Annotated in this window: 17 protein-coding genes; 9 read left to right on the top strand and 8 right to left on the bottom strand. The window is 64.3% G+C overall.

From position 1 onward, the window contains the following. Positions 1 to 365 precede the first annotated feature (365 nt). Positions 366 to 1697 carry a ChaN family lipoprotein gene (locus VQ045_RS15440; protein ID WP_331830728.1) on the top strand — a complete coding sequence of 444 codons (1332 nt, stop codon included), beginning with the start codon at positions 366 to 368 and terminating at the stop codon, positions 1695 to 1697. A gap of 47 nt (positions 1698 to 1744) precedes the next feature. On the opposite strand, the gene VQ045_RS15435 is transcribed toward VQ045_RS15440, so the two are convergent. After that, a complete protein-coding gene (locus tag VQ045_RS15435; protein WP_331830727.1) occupies positions 1745 to 2593 on the bottom strand; it encodes an LOG family protein in 849 nt (282 codons plus the stop codon). Positions 2594 to 2722: 129 nt separating this feature from the next. Between VQ045_RS15435 and dapD the strand changes: the two genes are divergently transcribed. Continuing rightward, on the top strand, positions 2723 to 3577 hold the full coding sequence (dapD, locus tag VQ045_RS15430; protein WP_327623731.1) for a 2,3,4,5-tetrahydropyridine-2,6-dicarboxylate N-succinyltransferase: 855 nt from the start codon (positions 2723 to 2725) through the stop codon (positions 3575 to 3577). 147 nt (positions 3578 to 3724) lie between these two features. After that, positions 3725 to 4495, top strand: a complete 771-nt coding sequence (locus VQ045_RS15425) for a phosphodiester glycosidase family protein (RefSeq protein WP_331830726.1) — start codon at positions 3725 to 3727, stop codon at positions 4493 to 4495. A gap of 7 nt (positions 4496 to 4502) precedes the next feature. Here the strand turns inward: VQ045_RS15425 and VQ045_RS15420 are convergent, their stop codons facing one another. After that, a complete protein-coding gene (locus VQ045_RS15420; protein ID WP_331830725.1) occupies positions 4503 to 5477 on the bottom strand; it encodes a lytic transglycosylase domain-containing protein in 975 nt (324 codons plus the stop codon). Between the two features lie 176 nt (positions 5478 to 5653). Between VQ045_RS15420 and dapE the strand changes: the two genes are divergently transcribed. Both dapE and VQ045_RS15410 read left to right on the top strand, forming a co-directional pair. Continuing rightward, positions 5654 to 6847 carry a succinyl-diaminopimelate desuccinylase gene (dapE, locus tag VQ045_RS15415; RefSeq protein WP_331830724.1) on the top strand — a complete coding sequence of 398 codons (1194 nt, stop codon included), beginning with the start codon at positions 5654 to 5656 and terminating at the stop codon, positions 6845 to 6847. Further along, positions 6807 to 7442, top strand: a complete 636-nt coding sequence (locus tag VQ045_RS15410) for a hypothetical protein (RefSeq protein WP_331830723.1) — start codon at positions 6807 to 6809, stop codon at positions 7440 to 7442. The genes dapE and VQ045_RS15410 overlap by 41 nt, the downstream gene beginning before the upstream one ends. Positions 7443 to 7452: 10 nt before the next feature. Here VQ045_RS15410 and truA read toward each other — a convergent pair whose 3' ends face one another. From truA to def, 3 genes are read right to left on the bottom strand one after another with little or no spacing between them, the layout of a single operon-like run. Beyond that, positions 7453 to 8232 carry a tRNA pseudouridine(38-40) synthase TruA gene (gene truA / locus VQ045_RS15405; RefSeq protein WP_327623726.1) on the bottom strand — a complete coding sequence of 260 codons (780 nt, stop codon included), beginning with the start codon at positions 8230 to 8232 and terminating at the stop codon, positions 7453 to 7455. Further along, positions 8232 to 9191 carry a methionyl-tRNA formyltransferase gene (gene fmt, locus VQ045_RS15400; protein ID WP_327623725.1) on the bottom strand — a complete coding sequence of 320 codons (960 nt, stop codon included), beginning with the start codon at positions 9189 to 9191 and terminating at the stop codon, positions 8232 to 8234. Before fmt ends, truA begins: the two co-directional genes overlap by 1 nt. 7 nt (positions 9192 to 9198) lie before the next feature. Continuing rightward, on the bottom strand, positions 9199 to 9714 hold the full coding sequence (gene def, locus VQ045_RS15395; RefSeq protein WP_331830722.1) for a peptide deformylase: 516 nt from the start codon (positions 9712 to 9714) through the stop codon (positions 9199 to 9201). Between the two features lie 147 nt (positions 9715 to 9861). Here def and VQ045_RS15390 point away from each other — a divergent pair, with 147 nt between their 5' ends. The 3 genes from VQ045_RS15390 (at position 9862) to VQ045_RS15380 (ending at position 13208) form a co-directional block, all read left to right on the top strand. Further along, complete coding sequence (locus VQ045_RS15390; RefSeq protein ID WP_331830721.1) at positions 9862 to 11037, top strand: DNA recombination protein RmuC; 1176 nt, start codon at positions 9862 to 9864, stop codon at positions 11035 to 11037. Between the two features lie 137 nt (positions 11038 to 11174). Next, positions 11175 to 12701, top strand: a complete 1527-nt coding sequence (locus tag VQ045_RS15385; RefSeq protein ID WP_331830720.1) for a serine protease — start codon at positions 11175 to 11177, stop codon at positions 12699 to 12701. A gap of 201 nt (positions 12702 to 12902) precedes the next feature. Continuing rightward, entirely contained in the window at positions 12903 to 13208 is a 306-nt protein-coding gene (locus tag VQ045_RS15380; RefSeq protein ID WP_331830719.1) for a hypothetical protein, read from the top strand. Between the two features lie 13 nt (positions 13209 to 13221). Here the strand turns inward: VQ045_RS15380 and VQ045_RS15375 are convergent, their stop codons facing one another. Beyond that, positions 13222 to 13941 (bottom strand): pyrimidine 5'-nucleotidase, encoded by a 720-nt coding sequence (locus VQ045_RS15375; RefSeq protein ID WP_331830718.1) that lies wholly within the window; start codon positions 13939 to 13941, stop codon positions 13222 to 13224. Positions 13942 to 14031: 90 nt separating this feature from the next. Here VQ045_RS15375 and VQ045_RS15370 point away from each other — a divergent pair, with 90 nt between their 5' ends. After that, the gene (locus tag VQ045_RS15370) at positions 14032 to 14952 is read left to right on the top strand and encodes a DMT family transporter (RefSeq protein WP_331830717.1); all 921 of its coding nucleotides are present in this window, start codon (positions 14032 to 14034) and stop codon (positions 14950 to 14952) included. A 91-nt stretch (positions 14953 to 15043) separates the two neighbouring features. Here VQ045_RS15370 and VQ045_RS15365 read toward each other — a convergent pair whose 3' ends face one another. Beyond that, a complete protein-coding gene (locus VQ045_RS15365) occupies positions 15044 to 15346 on the bottom strand; it encodes a hypothetical protein (protein WP_331830716.1) in 303 nt (100 codons plus the stop codon). Beyond that, positions 15322 to 16305 carry a helix-turn-helix domain-containing protein gene (locus tag VQ045_RS15360; RefSeq protein WP_331830715.1) on the bottom strand — a complete coding sequence of 328 codons (984 nt, stop codon included), beginning with the start codon at positions 16303 to 16305 and terminating at the stop codon, positions 15322 to 15324. The genes VQ045_RS15365 and VQ045_RS15360 overlap by 25 nt, the downstream gene beginning before the upstream one ends. Between the last annotated feature and the right edge of the window lie 585 nt (positions 16306 to 16890).

The following is a 16890-nucleotide window of genomic DNA, read 5'->3' as shown; positions in this document are numbered from 1 at the left end:
TGAGGATGTGGGTCGAAAGCATCGGGGTGTTGCGGCGTGTCCCTATCGCGTCTGCGGACCGCTCTGTATGCCAATTCTGCGGAACCCGAGGAGGGCACGCGAAGTCTATTCGCAGTGCCACGCGGCGGGAGTTGCCTGGGGAGGCGACGCGGACGGTCCGACACGAGAATCGGACCGTCTGCCCCTCTCCGGCAGGGTAAGCCGACGCAAAATCCTAAGAATTCGGCAATTGAGTAGCGGTTTCCGGCGCTTTTTCCTTGAAATGGTGGCTGCTGCAATAGTTTCGCCACATCCTGTGCCGATCACTTGTTGATCGATGGCGGCGCGATTCGCGGGCGTTCCATCAGCTTTGGGGGGAAAGCCGTTTGAACCGTTCCGTCTGGGTTCCATCCAGCATCGTGCTGCTCGCAGGTCTTGGCACCGTTTTCGTCGGGACCACCGATCGCCTGACGCCGACGGTTCCCAGCGAAGCCGTGAAGACGGCCGAATTCGTGCCGCCCGAGCGCGAAGCACGGGTCGAGGTTTCCTATCGCCGTGATGGGGACGACCCGTTTTCCGATGTTGCCGTCGCGACCGTCGAACCCTTCGATGGGGACGGCGACGACGCCTTGGAGATGATCCCCGCGAATAGCCTCCTGCCCGCTCAGGCGGTGCCGAAAGCGGCGCGCTCGCTGCAGCGTCTGGCCGCTGCCGGCGACGCCAAGGCCAAAGCCCTGAAAATCGCCGAGGCGGACGGGGACGCTTCGGCGGATCGCCAGCCCGCGGTGATCGACACACCGCCCGAACCCGCTCGGTCCGCCTGGCAGTCCGCCTATTTCGCCGACAACCCGCTGGTCGGCCAGGTCTTCGGCGCCGATGGCACGCCGTCGAGCCAGGACGCGCTGTTGGGCGCGGCGCACGGTGCCCGCTACGTGCTGCTCGGCGAAATCCACGACAATCCTGACCACCATCTGATCCAGTCCGACATTATCGGCGGGCTGGCGAAGCTGGGCGCAAAGCCCTCGGTGGTCTTCGAAATGATCCCGCAAGGCTTCGCCGACATTCTGGCGGGGTTCGAGGCTGGCGATATCAAGGATCTCGCAACGCTGGCCGAGCGGCTCGAATGGTCCGAACGGGGCTGGCCGGACTTCTCGCTGTATCGGCCAATCTTCGACTCTGCCGTGGCGAACGATCTGCCGATCCGCGCGGGCAATCTCGATCGCGAGACCGTCAGGGCGATCGCCGAGGACGGCGTTACGGCGCTCAAGGACGCCGATGTGCGGCGGTGGGGGCTGGACGATCAAATGCCAGCGGCGCAATCGGCGGAACTGGCCGAAACGATCCGCGAGGCCCATTGCGGGCTGATGCCGGACGGTGCCATCGCGCCGATGACGCTGGTGCAGCGGGCCCGTGACGGGGCATTGGCAGAGGCGATGATCGGCGCGGCCGGCGAGACCGGCAGCGCGGTGCTGATCGCCGGTTCCGGTCATGTCCGCAATGACTGGGCGGTGCCGGTGATCCTGGCCGAGCGCGAGCCGCAATCGCGCGCGGTGTCGGTGCAGATGGTCGAAGTCGCCGAGGGCGAAGGCCAGCCTGCTGACTATGGACTGACGCCGGCGGCGCCGGCTCCCTTTGACTTCACCATTTTCACGCCACGCCAGAATGTCAGCGACCGCTGCGCCGAGTTGCGTGCGCAGATGGGCGCGAGCATCGACTGACCGGCGGAGGTTGCTGAGCGGCACTCCGCCGGCGTCTCACATTCCCCTCAGAATTCGTAAAACGTCCGGATTGCCTTCCAGCCGTCTTCCGCCGTATCGGCGAAAGTGATGAGGTTGAGATCCTCGGGCGCGATGGTGCCTTCCTCGGCCAGCGCCTCGAAATTGATCACCCGCCGCCAGAATTCCTCGCCGAACAGGATCACCGGGATGCGCTGCATCCGCTGGGTCTGGATCAGCGTCAGGGCCTCGAACAGCTCGTCCATGGTGCCGAAGCCGCCCGGGAAGATCGCCATCGCCTTCGCCCGCAGCAGGAAGTGCATCTTGCGGATCGCAAAATAGTGGAAGTTGAAGGACAGATCGGGCGTGGCGAAATGGTTCGGCGCCTGCTCGTGCGGCAGGGTGATGTTGAGCGCGATCGACACTGCATCGACATCCGCAGCGCCGCGATTGCCGGCCTCCATGATGCCGGGGCCGCCGCCGGTGACGATGACGAATTCCTTGCCGCCGGAACTGTCCGCCGAGTGCTGTGAGGCCAATTGCGCGAAATTGCGCGCCTCGTCATAGAATCGGGCGTTGGCTTCGAGATTGCGCTTCTGGGTGTCGTTCTTGGCCGCCCAGGCATCGGTGCCGGGCTCGGGGATGCGGGCGCCGCCGAACAGGACGACCGTGGACAGGATGCCCGCCTCGATCAGCGCCATCTCGGGCTTCATCATCTCGAGTTGCAGGCGCACGCCGCGCAATTCCTCGCGGGTCAGGAAGTCGGCGTCGTCGAAGGCGAGGCGGTAGGTCGGCGACAGCGTCTGCGGCGTGTGCTCCTGGTCCTTGGTGGCCTCCTTGTCCCGCTGCGAACTTGGAAACGGATCCCAGCCATGCTGGTCGCGGGGTGGTTGCTGCATTATCGAGGCCTCGTTCGGTTTGCCCGTGCGGTTTCATTGACCGCTTCACCCCCTTCAACTAGGGTCCGCGCCGATTTGGACAGGGTCTTGAGGCCCTGAAGCCCCCCCCGATTTTCAGGAGTTTTGCCGATGACCGCGCCCGACCGCGCCGCTCTCGAAACCACGATCGAACGAGCCTTCGAGGACCGCGACAGCGTCTCGGCATCGACCACGGGCGAGATTCGCGACGCCGTCGACGCGGCACTCGACCTGCTCGACCGTGGCGAGGCCCGCGTCGCAACCCGTGGCGGCGATGGTCAGTGGACGGTGCATCAGTGGTTGAAGAAGGCGGTGCTGTTGTCGTTCCGGCTCAACGACATGCAGGTCATCGAGGGTGGCCCCGGCGGGGCGACCTGGTGGGACAAGGTGCCGTCGAAATTCGCCGGCTGGGACGAAACGCGCTTCCGCGCGGCAGGTCTCAGGGCGGTTCCCGGTGCCATCGTGCGGCGCTCGGCCCATATCGGCAAGGACGTCGTCTTGATGCCGTCCTTCGTCAATCTCGGCGCCTATGTCGACGAGGGTACGATGGTCGACGGCTGGGCGACCGTCGGCTCCTGCGCCCAGATCGGCAAGAACGTGCATCTGTCGGGCGGTGTCGGCATCGGCGGCGTGCTGGAGCCGATGCAGGCCGGTCCGACGATCATCGAGGACAATTGCTTTATCGGCGCGCGCTCCGAGGTGGTCGAGGGCTGCATCGTGCGCGAGGGCGCCGTGCTCGGCATGGGCGTATTCATCGGCCAGTCGACCAAGATCGTCGACCGGGCCACAGGCGAGATCAGCTATGGGGAGGTGCCGCCCTATTCGGTGGTCGTCGCCGGCGCGCTGCCCGGCAAGCCGATGGGCAATGGCGAGCCCGGCCCGAGCCTTTATTGCGCCGTCATCGTCAAGCGGGTCGACGAGCGCACGCGCTCGAAGACCTCGATCAACGAGCTGCTGCGCAACTGACGCGGGTAGAGTGCAGTGCGTCCGTTCGGGCGCACAAAGCACGCTCTAACATTTTGATTGAGCATCGGAATAATCCAAAACCGGATTCCACTTTTTAGTCTGATGCACTAGCCGGACTGCATCAGCCCGGGCCTGAGCGAGGATGAGATGGCGAGACTGCAATCCTTCTGGCCGTTGTCGCTCGCCGCGCTCGGCGGCCTGTTCGGCTGGTTGCAGCCGGCGCCGGCGATTCCGCCGGACCATCAGGGTCTCTGCCGGACCGAAACCGCCGGGGGCGTCGATTACATCGTCTGCGACGTCCCGCTCGACCGCTACGCGGTGATGCTGCGGTCCGAGGACGCGGCGGGACAGCCTTACGAGACCTTTGCCAAGGCGGCGGCGAGCGTCGGCGACCGGCGCCTGCGGCTGATCATGAACGCCGGCATGTATCACGAGGATCGCCGCGCGGTGGGACTCGCCGTGCAGGACGGGCGCGTGCTGAAGCAGGCTGTGCGCGGCACCGGTAGCGGCAATTTCTCGATGCAGCCGAACGGGGTGTTCTTCATCGAGAACGGCAAGGCTTACGTCCGCGATACGGAGCGCTATCTCGCCGGCAACCACGCCCCGGAGCTCGCCACCCAGTCGGGGCCGATGCTCTTGATCGACGGCCGGCTGCATCCCCGTTTCATCGAGGGTTCCGACAGCCGCTATGTGCGCAACGGCGTCTGCGCCAGCGAGGACGGCCGGACGGTACGCCTCGTCCTGTCCCGCGAGCCGGTGAATTTCTGGGATTTCGCGACGTTCTTCGAGGCCCGGCTCGGCTGCCGCGATGCGCTGTTCTTCGACGGCAAGGTGTCGAGCCTTGCCTATCCCGATGCCGGCATCGACTACCGCCGCGACCGGCTCGGGCCGATGCTGGTCATCGTCGATCGCGACTGAGCCGACGCTACTTGGCGGCGGTGCCGGTCATGCGCGCGGCGAGCGCGGCATCGTCCGCGACCACGGCAGTCGCTGCGACGATCCGGCCGCCCTTGGCTTCGCCGTCTCCTGAAACCGCGGCCTGGCCGCCGGTTGCCGCCGCGCTTTCGATCTGTGGCGCTGGGGCAGGCGCGGCGGCGACAGCGACCTGGTCGGCCACCTTCTCCGGCGCCGCTATCTGGACAGGCTTGGCTGAAACGGCACGAACCCTCGTCTTCGTAGACGTTGATGGCTCCTCCGACGGTGTCACGGCGGCGACGAGCGTTCCGATAAGACCCGGCTCTTCGGCAGGCGCCTCAACCACAGCCGGCATCCGCCGCCGTTTGACGATCTCGGCCATATGCGCCTTGACGGCGGAGCAATAGCGGGCGGCCGATTTGCTCATCCGGGTGGTGCGCAGCCCGCCCTTGTATTTCATCGACGCCTTGCAGACGTCGCGGCCCCCCTGTTCCCAAGCGCCCTTCAGATATTTCATGCCGTAGGTGAGGTTGGTGTCCGGGTCGTAAAGGGCGTTGGGAGATCCGGAAAAGCCCATGCTGCGGGCCGTGGCTGGCTTGATCTGGCTGAGGCCGTAGACGCCGCCGGCGCCGCGCGCCTTCGGATTGTAGCGGCTTTCCACGCGCACGACGGCATAGGCCAGCGCCGGCGGGATGCCGTTTTCGCGTGCGTGCTTTTCGATCATCCGGTCGAGGGCGGCGCTGCCGGAGATCGTGCCGCGCTCGGTGGCCTGTTTCGCCTCGCGGGCCGCGATCTTGACGTCCCCGTCGGACGGGGCGACTCCCGTGGCCAGGGCGGCGACCTCCGCCTCGGTTGCCGTATCGGTCTGTGCGGTCTCAAGGGCGGTAGCCAGCGGCGAGCCGCCAGCGACGCAACCGGTAAGGCTCGCAATGGCGACGATCGCGAACGTCGACGCCGTGACGGCGCGCCTTGTCGCTGGAATCATGAACTCCGACACTCGCATGCACTTTTCTCTCAACAAACCGGCCGCGCCCAGTCCGTTGGTCCGCTTCGCGGCGGAAAGGTGGCGAAACCATTCTTTGCTCGATTTTCCGCAGCTATGACGGTGACTTATCGCGTGCCTGTGGCGAGCCTGCATCAATTGGTCTATCTGACGCGGCCATGACACAGATGACCGATCCCGTCGACATTCTCTCGCGCCTGATCCGCTGCCCGTCGGTGACCCCCGACGAGGGCGGCGCTCTGGCCGCGCTCGAAGCCATGCTGGCGCCGCTCGGCTTTCAAGTCGAGCGCCCGGTGTTTTCCGGTGAGGGTACGCCCGATGTCGAGAACCTCTTCGCCCGCGCCGGGTCGTCCGGCCCGCATCTCGTCTTTGCCGGGCACACCGACGTAGTGCCGCCGGGCGAGATAAGCGACTGGCGGGAAGGCCCGTTCTCGGCGGCGATCGTCGATGGCGAGCTCTACGGGCGCGGCGCGGTCGACATGAAGGGCGGCATCGCCGCTTTCGTCGCCGCCTATGGGCGCCATGTCGCCCATCACGGCGCCCCGGCTGGCCGCGTCTCGCTGCTGATCACCGGCGACGAGGAAGGACCGGCGGTGAACGGCACGGTGCAGCTTCTGGAATGGGCCAAGGCGAGAGGCGAAGATTTCAACGCCTGTCTGGTCGGTGAGCCGACCAACCGCGAAGCGCTCGGCGACATGATCAAGGTCGGCCGGCGCGGCTCGCTCTCGGCGGAGGTGCTGGTCACCGGCCGGCAGGGCCACGTCGCCTATCCGCATCTGGCGGACAACCCGGTGCGCGCGGTCGTTGCGATCGCCGAGGTGCTGATGGCAGAGCCGCTGGACGCGGGCTCCGAGCGCTTCCCGGCCTCGAACCTCGAAATTACCTCGATCGATACCGGCAATCCGTCGGTCAACGTCATTCCGGCGCGCGCGCGCCTGTTCTTCAATGTCCGCTTCAGCGACCGCTGGACGCCGGAGAGCCTAAAGGAGGAACTGACGCGGCGCATCGAAGCAGCCACGGCTTCGCAGCGGTTCCGTCCCGGCCGCGAGGCGGCGGCGGTCGAGATCGTATGGCGCGAGCGTCCGGCCGAAGCGTTCCTGACGCGGGACGATGCCCTGACCCAGTCGCTGATCGACGCGATCGCTGATGTCACCGGGCGTCAGCCGGAACTCTCGACATCGGGAGGAACGTCGGACGCGCGTTTCATCAAGGATTATTGCCCGGTTGTGGAATTTGGTCTTGTCGGCAAGACTATGCACATGGCCAATGAACGGGTGGCCCTGTCCGACCTCGAGGAACTGACGAGGATTTATGAAGCTTTCATCGCCCGCTGGTTCGCCGCCCACGCCTGACTTGGTGCCGAGCATCGACGATATCGTCCGCTTTTTCTCGGGCGCCGCCTTGCTGATGGCCGGCCGGGCCGAGGGGCTGAAGCGCCTCGATCTGTCCGCCGACGGCTTCTGGCAGTCCTTTTCGGCCATCGTGGTGGCGCTGCCGCCGATCGCGCTGTCATGGATCGAGTTCGAATCGGTCCAGGGCGAGGGCCGGGCCACCGACATGGGGCCGGTCGCCGTCTATGGCGCGCACGCCTTGGCCGATGTTCTCGCATGGGTGCTGCCGATCCTCGTCCTGATGCTGGTCGCCAAGCCGATCGGCTATTCCCGCAAGATCGTGCCGCTGGTGGTCGCCACCAATTGGGGCGGTGCCATGCTCGCTTGGGTGTTCGCGCCCTATTGGCTGATCGTGCTGTTGGTCGGCATGGGTGGCGGAACGGCACTGCTCGGCGCGCTCGTCACCCTCGCCTCGATCGCGCTCACCGTGCGGCTGATCTTCTTTGCCACCGGCAAGGATCTGGGCGGCGCCGTGGCGGTCACCATTTTGATGATTGTCGCTGCCCTGGTCAGCTATGGCGCGGTGATGGACCTGACCGGCATTCCGCTGATCTGATCAGGCCATATTAGCCGGGATAAGGCGGCAGTGTGCGCTTCGGCGCCGTGCCATATTCAATCCGCGTCAGATACAGCCCGTCGGCCGGCGCCACCGGGCCGCAGCGGGTGCGGTCACGCGATTTCAGCGCGGTGACGAGGTCTTCCTCGCTCCAGCGGTGTTCGCCGACAAGCTTCAGCGTGCCGGCGAAGGAGCGGATCTGGTTGTGCAGGAACGACTGGGCCATGGCGTGGATGTGGATCTCGTCGCCGGGTCCCTTGAGGACGTCGAGGCGTTCGAGCGTGCGGATCGGGTTCTTGGCCTGACAATGGGCGGAGCGGAAGGTGTTGAAATCGTGGGTGCCGACGAGACACTGGGCGGCGTGATGCATCGCGTCCACGTCGAGCGGCTTGGAAACCCACCAGACCTGGCCGGCGAGCAGCACGGGCGGCGGCCGACGGTTGAAGATGCGGTAGAGATAATGCCGCTTGCGGGCGGAAAAGCGGGCGTCGAAATCCTCATCAACGCGCTCGACGTCGAGGATCGCGACGGCCTCGCGGCGCAAATGGGCGTTGAGCGCGTCGCGTATGACGTCGCAGTCCCATTCGCGCGACAGATCCAGATGCGCCACCTGTCCGGTGGCATGAACGCCGGCGTCGGTCCGCCCGGCGCCGAACAGCACAGCAGGCTCGCCGGAAAAACCGGCAATGGCGGTCTCGACGGCCTCCTGCACCGAGGGATCGCTGGTTTGGCGCTGCCAGCCGCAATAGGGCTTGCCGTTGTACTCGATGGTGAGCTTGTATCGGGGCATCAGGCGGTGCCGGCGACGCTGCCGGCCGGCACGGGCGATCCCCGCAAAAGGTCGTCCGCCGCCATCGGCTTGCCGCCGGCGCGTTGCAGTTCGAGAAGACGCACCGCCCCCGAACCGCAGGCGACGAGCAGGTGGCCGTCCAGCACCGTGCCCGGCGCGCCCGCGCCCGTCTCGGCCGAGGCACGCAGGATCTTCACCCGCTCTGGCTTGCCGCCGAACGACAGCGTCGTCCAGGCGCCCGGAAACGGCGAGAAGGCGTTGATCTTGGCCGCGATCGGTTGGGCTTCACCGGTAAAGTCGAGCGCGGCCTCGGCCTTGTCGATCTTCCTGGCGTAGAGCGGCGCACGCCCCGTCCGCGCGGCGATCGCGTTCTGGTCCTCGAAGGTCAGCGTACCGGCTTCGAGCTTTTCGAGCGCCTCGGCCATCAGATCGGCCGAGATCGCCGCGAGCCGGTCGTGTAATTCGCCCGCCGTTTCGGTCTGGCCGATCGGCGTCTCGGCGGCCAGCGCCACCGGGCCGGTATCGAGGCCGAGTTCCATGCGCATCACCATCATGCCGGTGGCGGCGTCGCCAGCCTCGATCGCCCGCTGGATCGGCGCGGCGCCGCGCCAGCGCGGCAGCAGCGAGCCGTGACCATTGAGACAGCCGTGGCGCGGCGCGTCGAGAATCGGACGCGGCAGCAACAGGCCATAGGCGACGACGATTGCGACGTCTGCCTCCAGTGCCGTGAAGGCCGTGATCTCCGCCTCGTCCTTGAAGTTCAGCGGCGTGCGAACGTCCAGCCCCAGCCGTTCGGCTTCGGTCTGGACGGGGGAAGGGGTCAACGTCAGGCCCCGGCGCCCGGCCTTGCGCGGCGGCTGGGTGTAGACGGCGGCGATGTCATGTTCGGCGGCGTGGATGGCGCGCAAGGTCGGGACGGCGAAGGCGGGCGTCCCCATGAAGACGACGCGCAGCGTCATCGCCGGCTCACGCGATGGCCTTGCGGGCCGCCTTGGTGAACTTCTTTACCACCATGTCCCGCTTCAGCTTGGAGATGTGGTCGATGAACAGGACGCCGTTGAGATGGTCGATCTCGTGCAAGAGGCAGGTGGCCAGGATGCCGTCCGCCGTCTCTTCGTGCATCTTGCCGTCGAGGCCGAGATAGCGGACCGTCACCTCGGCGGACCGCTCGACCTCGGCATAATAGTCCGGGATCGACAGGCAACCTTCCTCATAGACATTGCGGTCGTCGGACTCGGCCAGAATCTCGGGATTCAAAAACACCTGCGGCGCCTTGTCGTCCTCCTCCTTGGACACGTCGATGACCAGCAGGCGAAGCGGTTCGCCCACCTGGATCGCGGCGAGCCCGATGCCGGGCGCGTCGTACATCGTGTCCAGCATGTCGTCGGCCAGCCGCTTGACGCGCTCGTCAACCGTTTCGACGGGTTTGGAGGTCTGGCGCAGGATCGGATCCGGCAGAATGATGAGAGGCTTGATCGTCATGGCCGCTGAGGTAATCGCTGACACAATCGCGGTCAATCGGTGCGGTGCCGACATGCGGACGGGCTTCCATGCGCCGTTGATACTTCCAGCGCAGCAATGTTCGTGCTTTGGTCCAATTCGTTAACGAATCGAATCTAGGGTCGGACCATGGACAGCGACGCTCTTGCCGCCCTTCTCACGACGCCCATCATCACGATCGGCGACCATGCAGTCCCGGTCTTTGCCCTGGTTCTGGCGGGCCTGCTGTTGCTCCTCCTCGTCCTCTGGCTGCGCGCCCGCCGCGCCGCGCGGGAAGCACTGGAGCTGGTGGAAAGCCGCGAGGCGGAATCGTCCGATCGACTGGACGCGGTGCTGAAATCCCAGTCCGAAATTACCGGTCGGATGCAGACGATGGCCGAGATCTTCGGCGCCCGACAGGCGGACCTCACGCGCACGCTCGCCGAGCGCTTCGACGGGCTAACCTCGCGCGTCGGGCAGTCGATCCTCCAGACCACCACCACGACCAACGCCTCGCTGTCCGCCTTGTCCGAGCGCCTCGCGGTGATCGATCGCGCCCAGGGTGAAATCCGGAATTTGGCCGGCGAGGTCGTGCGGTTGCAGGACATTCTCGCCAACAAGCAGACGCGCGGCGCCTTCGGCGAGGGCCGGATGCAGGCGATTGTGGCCGACGCACTGCCGAGCGCTGCGTACTCATTCCAGGCGACGCTCTCCAACGGCAAGCGCCCCGACTGCCTGATCAAGATGCCGAACGGCGCGCCCTCGCTCGCCATCGACGCGAAGTTTCCGCTCGAGGCCTACAGCGCGCTGCGCGACGCCGAGAGCGACGATGCCCGGGACTTTGCCGCGAGCCGGCTGCGGCGCGACATGGACGTTCACGTCAAGGCGATCGCCGGTAAGTACCTCATTCCCGGCGAGACGCAGGATACCGCGTTCCTGTTCGTGCCGTCGGAGACGATCTTCGCCGAGCTGCATGAGCGGTTCGAGGACGTCGTCCAGAAAGCCTATCGGGCGCGGGTCGTCATCGTGTCGCCGTCGCTGCTGCTGTTGTCGATCCAGGTCGTTCAGGCGATCCTCAAGGATGCGCGGATGCGCGCCGAGGCCGGACGTATCCAGCAAGAGGTCCGACACCTGACGGAGGATCTGACCCGGCTCGACGCCCGCGTCGCCGCATTGAAGACCCATTTCGGTCAAGCCGGTCGTGACGTCGATCAGATCCTCGTCTCGACCGAGAAACTGATCCGGCGCGGTGAGCGGATCGAGGCCGTCGACCTCGGCGAGACGGAGACCTTGACCCCTGTCCGGGCGCGGGTGCCCGCCGAGTGACGCAAGCGGCGCGACTAGAGCTTTTCCTCAAAGTGGAAAGGTCCCGGACATCCTTTCTTAAGAAAAAATGAATTTGGTCGGGATCGAATCCGACCTTCTCGCGTTTCTTTTGTGTCACCGGACGCGAGGGGAATGACATGCGGCGCTTCACGAAGGTTCTGTTAGCGGGAATAGCCTTGGCCACCGCGCCTTTGGCGCCGCTGACGGCCGTCGCCCAGGTGTCCGAGTTGTCGATCGCCTACAACAACCAGACCGATGCCGATTTCCGCAAGGGTCTGCAGATTCGTCTCGCCTGGACCGGTGACTATGTCGGTGCCTTCGATGGCAGCATCGACGCCGCATCGCTGCGCGCTATCCGCGACTTCCAGGCCCGTCATGGGATGGCGCCAAGCGGTATCATCGACGAAGCGATGCTGGAACTTTTGATCGCGCGGTCGGACGACGCCGAGAAGGCTCTCGGCATGACGTTGGTCGATGATGCCGCGACCGGTGCCCGCGCCGCGCTGCCTCTGGGAATGGTGCGTGACTTCGGTGCCACCGAGGTCGGCAATCTGTGGCGCTCCGCTGACGATGCTGTCGAAATCGAAACCGTGCGCATCGCCGACACCGGACAGACCCTCAAGGGACTCTTCGATGTCCTGAGCCAGGCGACGGAAACGCGTTCGGTCAGCGACGCCGAGTTCGGCGGCCTGTGGTTCGTTCTGCGTGGTCAGGAATCGGGCCGCAGCTACGTGATGCGCTTCGCGAGCCGGGACGGTGATCTGCGCGGCCTTTCGATCTCCTACACCAACGGTGAGGCGGGGCGGATGGCGCCCTATGCGGTGGTCGCGTCGAATCTCTTCGATCCCTTTGCCGGCGAGCCGCAGGCGCCGCTGGTCGCGTCGAACGAGGCGAAACCATTCTCCTCGATGCTGGCGCGCAAGCGTGATGTCGGCGCGCCGGAGGCCCGCTATGCCATGGCCTATTCCTATCCGAACCGCCCGCATGTTTTCGAGCTTCCCGGCGAGACCGGCTCCGGTGCGATCCAACCGGTCGCCCGGGAATTCGACATGGCCGGCACCGGCTTCGTCGTTTCGCGCGACGGCTGGCTCCTGACCAATGCGCATGTCGTCAAGGCCTGCAGGACGGTTCTCGTCGGCGATCTCGGCGCGGCCAGCCAGACCATTATCGACACGGACAACGATCTCGCGCTGATCAAGGTCGACGGAGCGCTCGGTGAGCCTCTGGAAATCTCGGCGGGCAAGCCACGTCTTGGCGAGGACATTCTGGCGCTCGGCTATCCGCTGCGCTCGATTCTCGCAGACTCGCTCAACGTGACGCGCGGCAATGTCTCTTCGCTGCTCGGCCTGATGAACGACCCGCGCTATTTGCAGATTTCGGCCGCGGTGCAGCCCGGCAATTCCGGCGGACCGCTGGTCGATCTCGCTGGCCGCGTCGTCGGCGTGGTCACAGCCAAGCTGAACGCGGTCGCCGTCGCCGACGCCACCGGCGACATTCCCCAGTCGATCAACTTCGCCATCCGGCCCGATGCCGCGGCAGCCTTCCTCCAGGCCAACGGCATCGCCTATGAGACGGCCGATGCGTCCGAGCCGCTCGCCAGCGTGCCGGATGCGACCGCCGAGGTGAAGGATTCGATCCTGCCAATCCTCTGCGTCGGTAACTGAGGGCATATCGCGTCGTCCCCTCTGACCGCATAAATTGCAAGCGGTTTAACGGGGTCCCGCGCCGCTCCGGTCGCCAAAGCGCCAGAACGCGAGCGAAAATCGGGTTCGCCGTTGCGGAACTTCTTCCGAAACCACTGCGTTTTTCACCAAACGCTACGGGCGTGCCGCTACGCCGCCCACCACCCCGTTGAGGAGACCTGAATGCCCGATCTCGACACAGACCCGTCAATGATGCGCGAGCAGCAGGACCGGGACACGCCCCAGTCCATTGGCTCTGATACATTTCCCGCGCGGGAAAGCAGTGACAGCGACGCCGGTAGCCGAGCGGATCGCGAGGCGGCGAAAGCCGGTTTGGCCGCCCGGCCCAAGGAAATGACACCGAGGACGAACCACGAGGACCGGCCCGTGCAGGCGGCTGGTCCCTACGACATCGCGTTGATGCGGAAAGCCGCGCTCGCCCGGGGTGCCAGCCTCGTCAGGAAAGGCCGGTCGCTGCTCGGCAACTGAACCGACCGACGGGTCAGCGCACCGACCGCAGGAACGTCGCCAGATCGTCGGTGACGTAGTCGATGTGTTCGCCGTCGCGGCCCTCGTGCTCCCAGACGTCGCCGAAGGCTTCTTCCAGATTGCGCGGCACGATCAGCACCGTGCGCATGCCGAGCCGCTTCGGCACTTCGAGATTGCGCGCCAGATCCTCGAACATGACCGCGCGATCGGCGTCGATCCGGTGCAGCCCCATGAACTTGTCGTAGGTCTCGGAGGCGGGCTTCGGAACGAGCCCGGCGGCGACCAGATCGAAGATATCCTCGAAATGATCGAGAATGCCGAGCTGGCGCGCCGTGCGTTCGGCGTGGCCGCGGTCGCCATTGGTGAAGATGAACTTGCGCCCCGGCAGCGCCTTGATCTCGTCGCCGAGCGCGGGATCGGGGCTGAGCCACGAATAGTCGATGTCGTGGACATATTGCAGGAAGGCGTCGGGATCGACGGCGTGCTCTTGCATCAACCCGCGCAGGGTGGTGCCGTAGCGTCGGTAGAAATCCTTCTGGACCACACGCGCCTCGTCTCTCGGCAGGGACAGGAAATCCGAGACGAAGGCAGTCATGCGCTGATCGATCTGCGCGAACAGGTTCGTGTGGCGCGGGTAGAGCGTGTTGTCGAGATCGAAGACCCAGTCGCGGATGTCGGCGAAATCCTGCGGCGTCGCGTCGGCGGTCTGACGGATGGCTGTGTGCGCGGTCATGATGTCCAGAGGTTCGAGCAATCGGCCGCCTTGCCAAGCGTCGCCGAATAGGAGAGCGAGGGGCGTTGAGACAAAGCTGACGGATCGCCTGTGCCGCTCTGGATTCCGATTACCATCACCGCCGCCTTCCTGCAAAATCTGCGCTCGGCGCTGCAACGGCAGTTGAAGGGCCGGATGGGCACGACCGGGGCGACCTTCGCGCGCTTCGGCTTCGGCTTTCCCTTCGCCGTCCTCTATGTCTTCGCCCTTCGGACCCTTCTCGGCACGGACTTCCCGCCGCCGAACGCAACGTTCCTGTTTGCCGTCGCCGTCGGGGGGATCGCGCAGATCCTCGCCACCTTCCTGCTCGTCTATCTGTTCTCATTCCGCAACTTCATGGTTGGCACGGCCTATTCCAAGACCGAGCCGATGCAGGCGGCGCTGTTCGGCCTGCTGATCCTCGGCGAGGCCATCGCGCCGCTGGCCTTCGTCGCCATCGTGGTCGGCGTGTTCGGAGTCGGGCTGATTTCGGTCGCCGGACGCGGGGCAGGCGGCCGGCGCGGCTGGAGTGCGCTCGCCGACGGTCTCGTCTCGCGTGAGGCGGGGATCGGACTTCTCTCCGGCGCGCTGTTCGGCGTCTCTGCGGTCTGCTTTCGCTGGGCGTCGCTGTCGCTTGGCGATGGCGGAGTGGCGATGCGGGCGGCGATGACGCTCGCCTTCGCGACCGGTATCCAGACGCTGGCGATGCTTCTCTGGATGGCGCTCAGGGATCGCGCGGAACTGAAAGCCGTCGCGCGGGCCTGGCGGCCCGCGCTGCTCGTCGGGATCGTCGGCGTCTGCGGTTCGGCCGGCTGGTTCACGGCGATGACGCTGGAAAAGGTCGCCTACGTCCGCGCGCTCGGCCAGATCGAGCTGGTCTTCACCTTCGCCTCGTCGGTGTTCTGGTTCCGCGAGACCATAACTCGGCTAGAACTCGCCGGCTGCGTGCTGATCGTCGGGGGGATTGTGGTGTTGTTGGGGGCTGCGACGTAGGGCGTCGACGTTTCGAGAGTTCGATGCCTCGACATATCCGACCAACTGGGAATCGATTGCCGAGTACGGTAGTGTCTCAGTTTGAAAGAGTTCATTTCAACGAGGGGGAAAGATCGATATCTGTCCCCTCCTCAGCGAACGGATACCCCGTCAGCCGCTCAAGATCGCGCGCCGAAAGCGCAACATCCGACTTGAAGCTATCGATGCCGTATCGACCGCTCTGGAAGACCAACTCCGCCACTCTCTTCAAAAGGAGAGGTTCCTCGAACGGAATTGCTTTGCTGCCTCTATCTAAGGGCTCGATCGTACGCCATTTTTTGAAAGAAATTTGTTTGTAAATGTTAGTTACTTGCCGTTCATCAAACAGTCCTAAATCCTTGGCGCGGTAAACCATCNTTTGAAAGAAATTTGTTTGTAAATGTTAGTTACTTGCCGTTCATCAAACAGTCCTAAATCCTTGGCGCGGTAAACCATCGCTTGGATCGAAACTTTCCACCGCGCCTTTAGATCAATAAAGCTATCGGCGCGTGGGGAATACACTTCATTCGGGAATGACTTTCTTGGAAGAAGAAAAGCGCCCGCGAAACGATCTGCTTCACGCTCGATTTCCTTCAATCGAAATTTATCTTCAATTTCCTCCGACCCCACCCACCTATGAAGACATAGGTGGGCCAGCTCGTGGGCAGCATCAAACCTTGCCCGCGCTGCCGACTCCTTGATTGACGAGAGGAAGACGAACGGACGGGGACCAGACCAATAGGAGAACGCCTCAATGCTTTCTCCCTCGATCCTGTAGCGCGAAACGATGACACCCTTCGTTTCCATCAAGCGAATAACATTCGATATTGGGCCAAGACCGAGGCCAAAATGCTGCCGGGTCTGCTCAGCGTATTCTTCTATCTCATCCTCATCATAGCTGCCGCCTCGAGGTTCGAATGATGGAATATCTACCGTTGGGTAGTTCGCAATCTCATCAAATGCATAAGCGGCGGCCGAAAGCCACCGCGCATAAACTGCGCAGGCTTGGTTACGTCGCTTCGTATCCGCCCCCATTTTTCGAAAGAAATTGGCGCTATGCTTGCCAAAGTCGCCGCGATCTTGCTTCGTAAAGAAGGAGATCGGCTGTTCCAGCGCATCTGATATCCTGGACATAACGCTTGGCTCGGGGTTCTTATCTCCCTGTTCGTATGAGGAAACCGCCTGACGGCTCACGCCAATCCGGTCTGCCAGTTCGGTCTGGGTGATACGCGCAGCGAGCCGCGCCTCAGTCAGACGCTCAGGAATCAAGAGCCGCCCGATGCGATCTGCATGGGCGGCGCTCGGAAATTGAAGGATATTATCGGGAGCTGTCATTGTCCTTCATCCACCGTTCGATGTCCTCTTTCAGCAGATTCAATGCGTCCAGATCGACATCTGTATCTTCTGCTACCGGGCCCTCGGCCGGCATCTCATGCGGGAGATTCATGAGGTTTCGCGACAACCATGCCCATCTCGTCTTGGAATTGGCGGAAGGCACTCCAAAATGTGCGAAATTGAGTTCCTGGTGGCCGTGCAAGAGCAGAAAATGAGGAGCGCCCGACAATGGTTCATCCTCCTCAAGTTCCGAAAAAAGACCCGGAATTCGAAGCCTCGCGTTCTCACGAAATACTACATTGCGGGGCTGGCGCTTCGGGTTGTCGACTTGGCTAACCGAGGCGGTGGAGTGGGAAAACCGCAATTCCAAATAGCGGCCAGTAGGTTTGGCAAAGGCGCGCCAGCGAAAGTCGCATGGTAGCGACCCGTTCTCTATCGCACGTTTGAGCCCAAAATCGACCGCCCACGAAATTAGAGCATCCGGCGAATAATTTGAATCGACGGGTTCCCATTTGATGTTCGGTTTGATTCTCTGTGAGCAGGAGGTGCTTCATGGGAAAGGCTGTTTCATCAGATTTGCGGGAG

This window comes from Aurantimonas sp. E1-2-R+4 (assembly GCF_036549515.1).
Taxonomy (GTDB): Bacteria; Pseudomonadota; Alphaproteobacteria; order Rhizobiales; family Rhizobiaceae; genus Aurantimonas; species Aurantimonas coralicida_A.
Note: the sequence above shows the minus strand (reverse complement) of the source record. Positions and strands in the feature narration are given on the sequence as shown.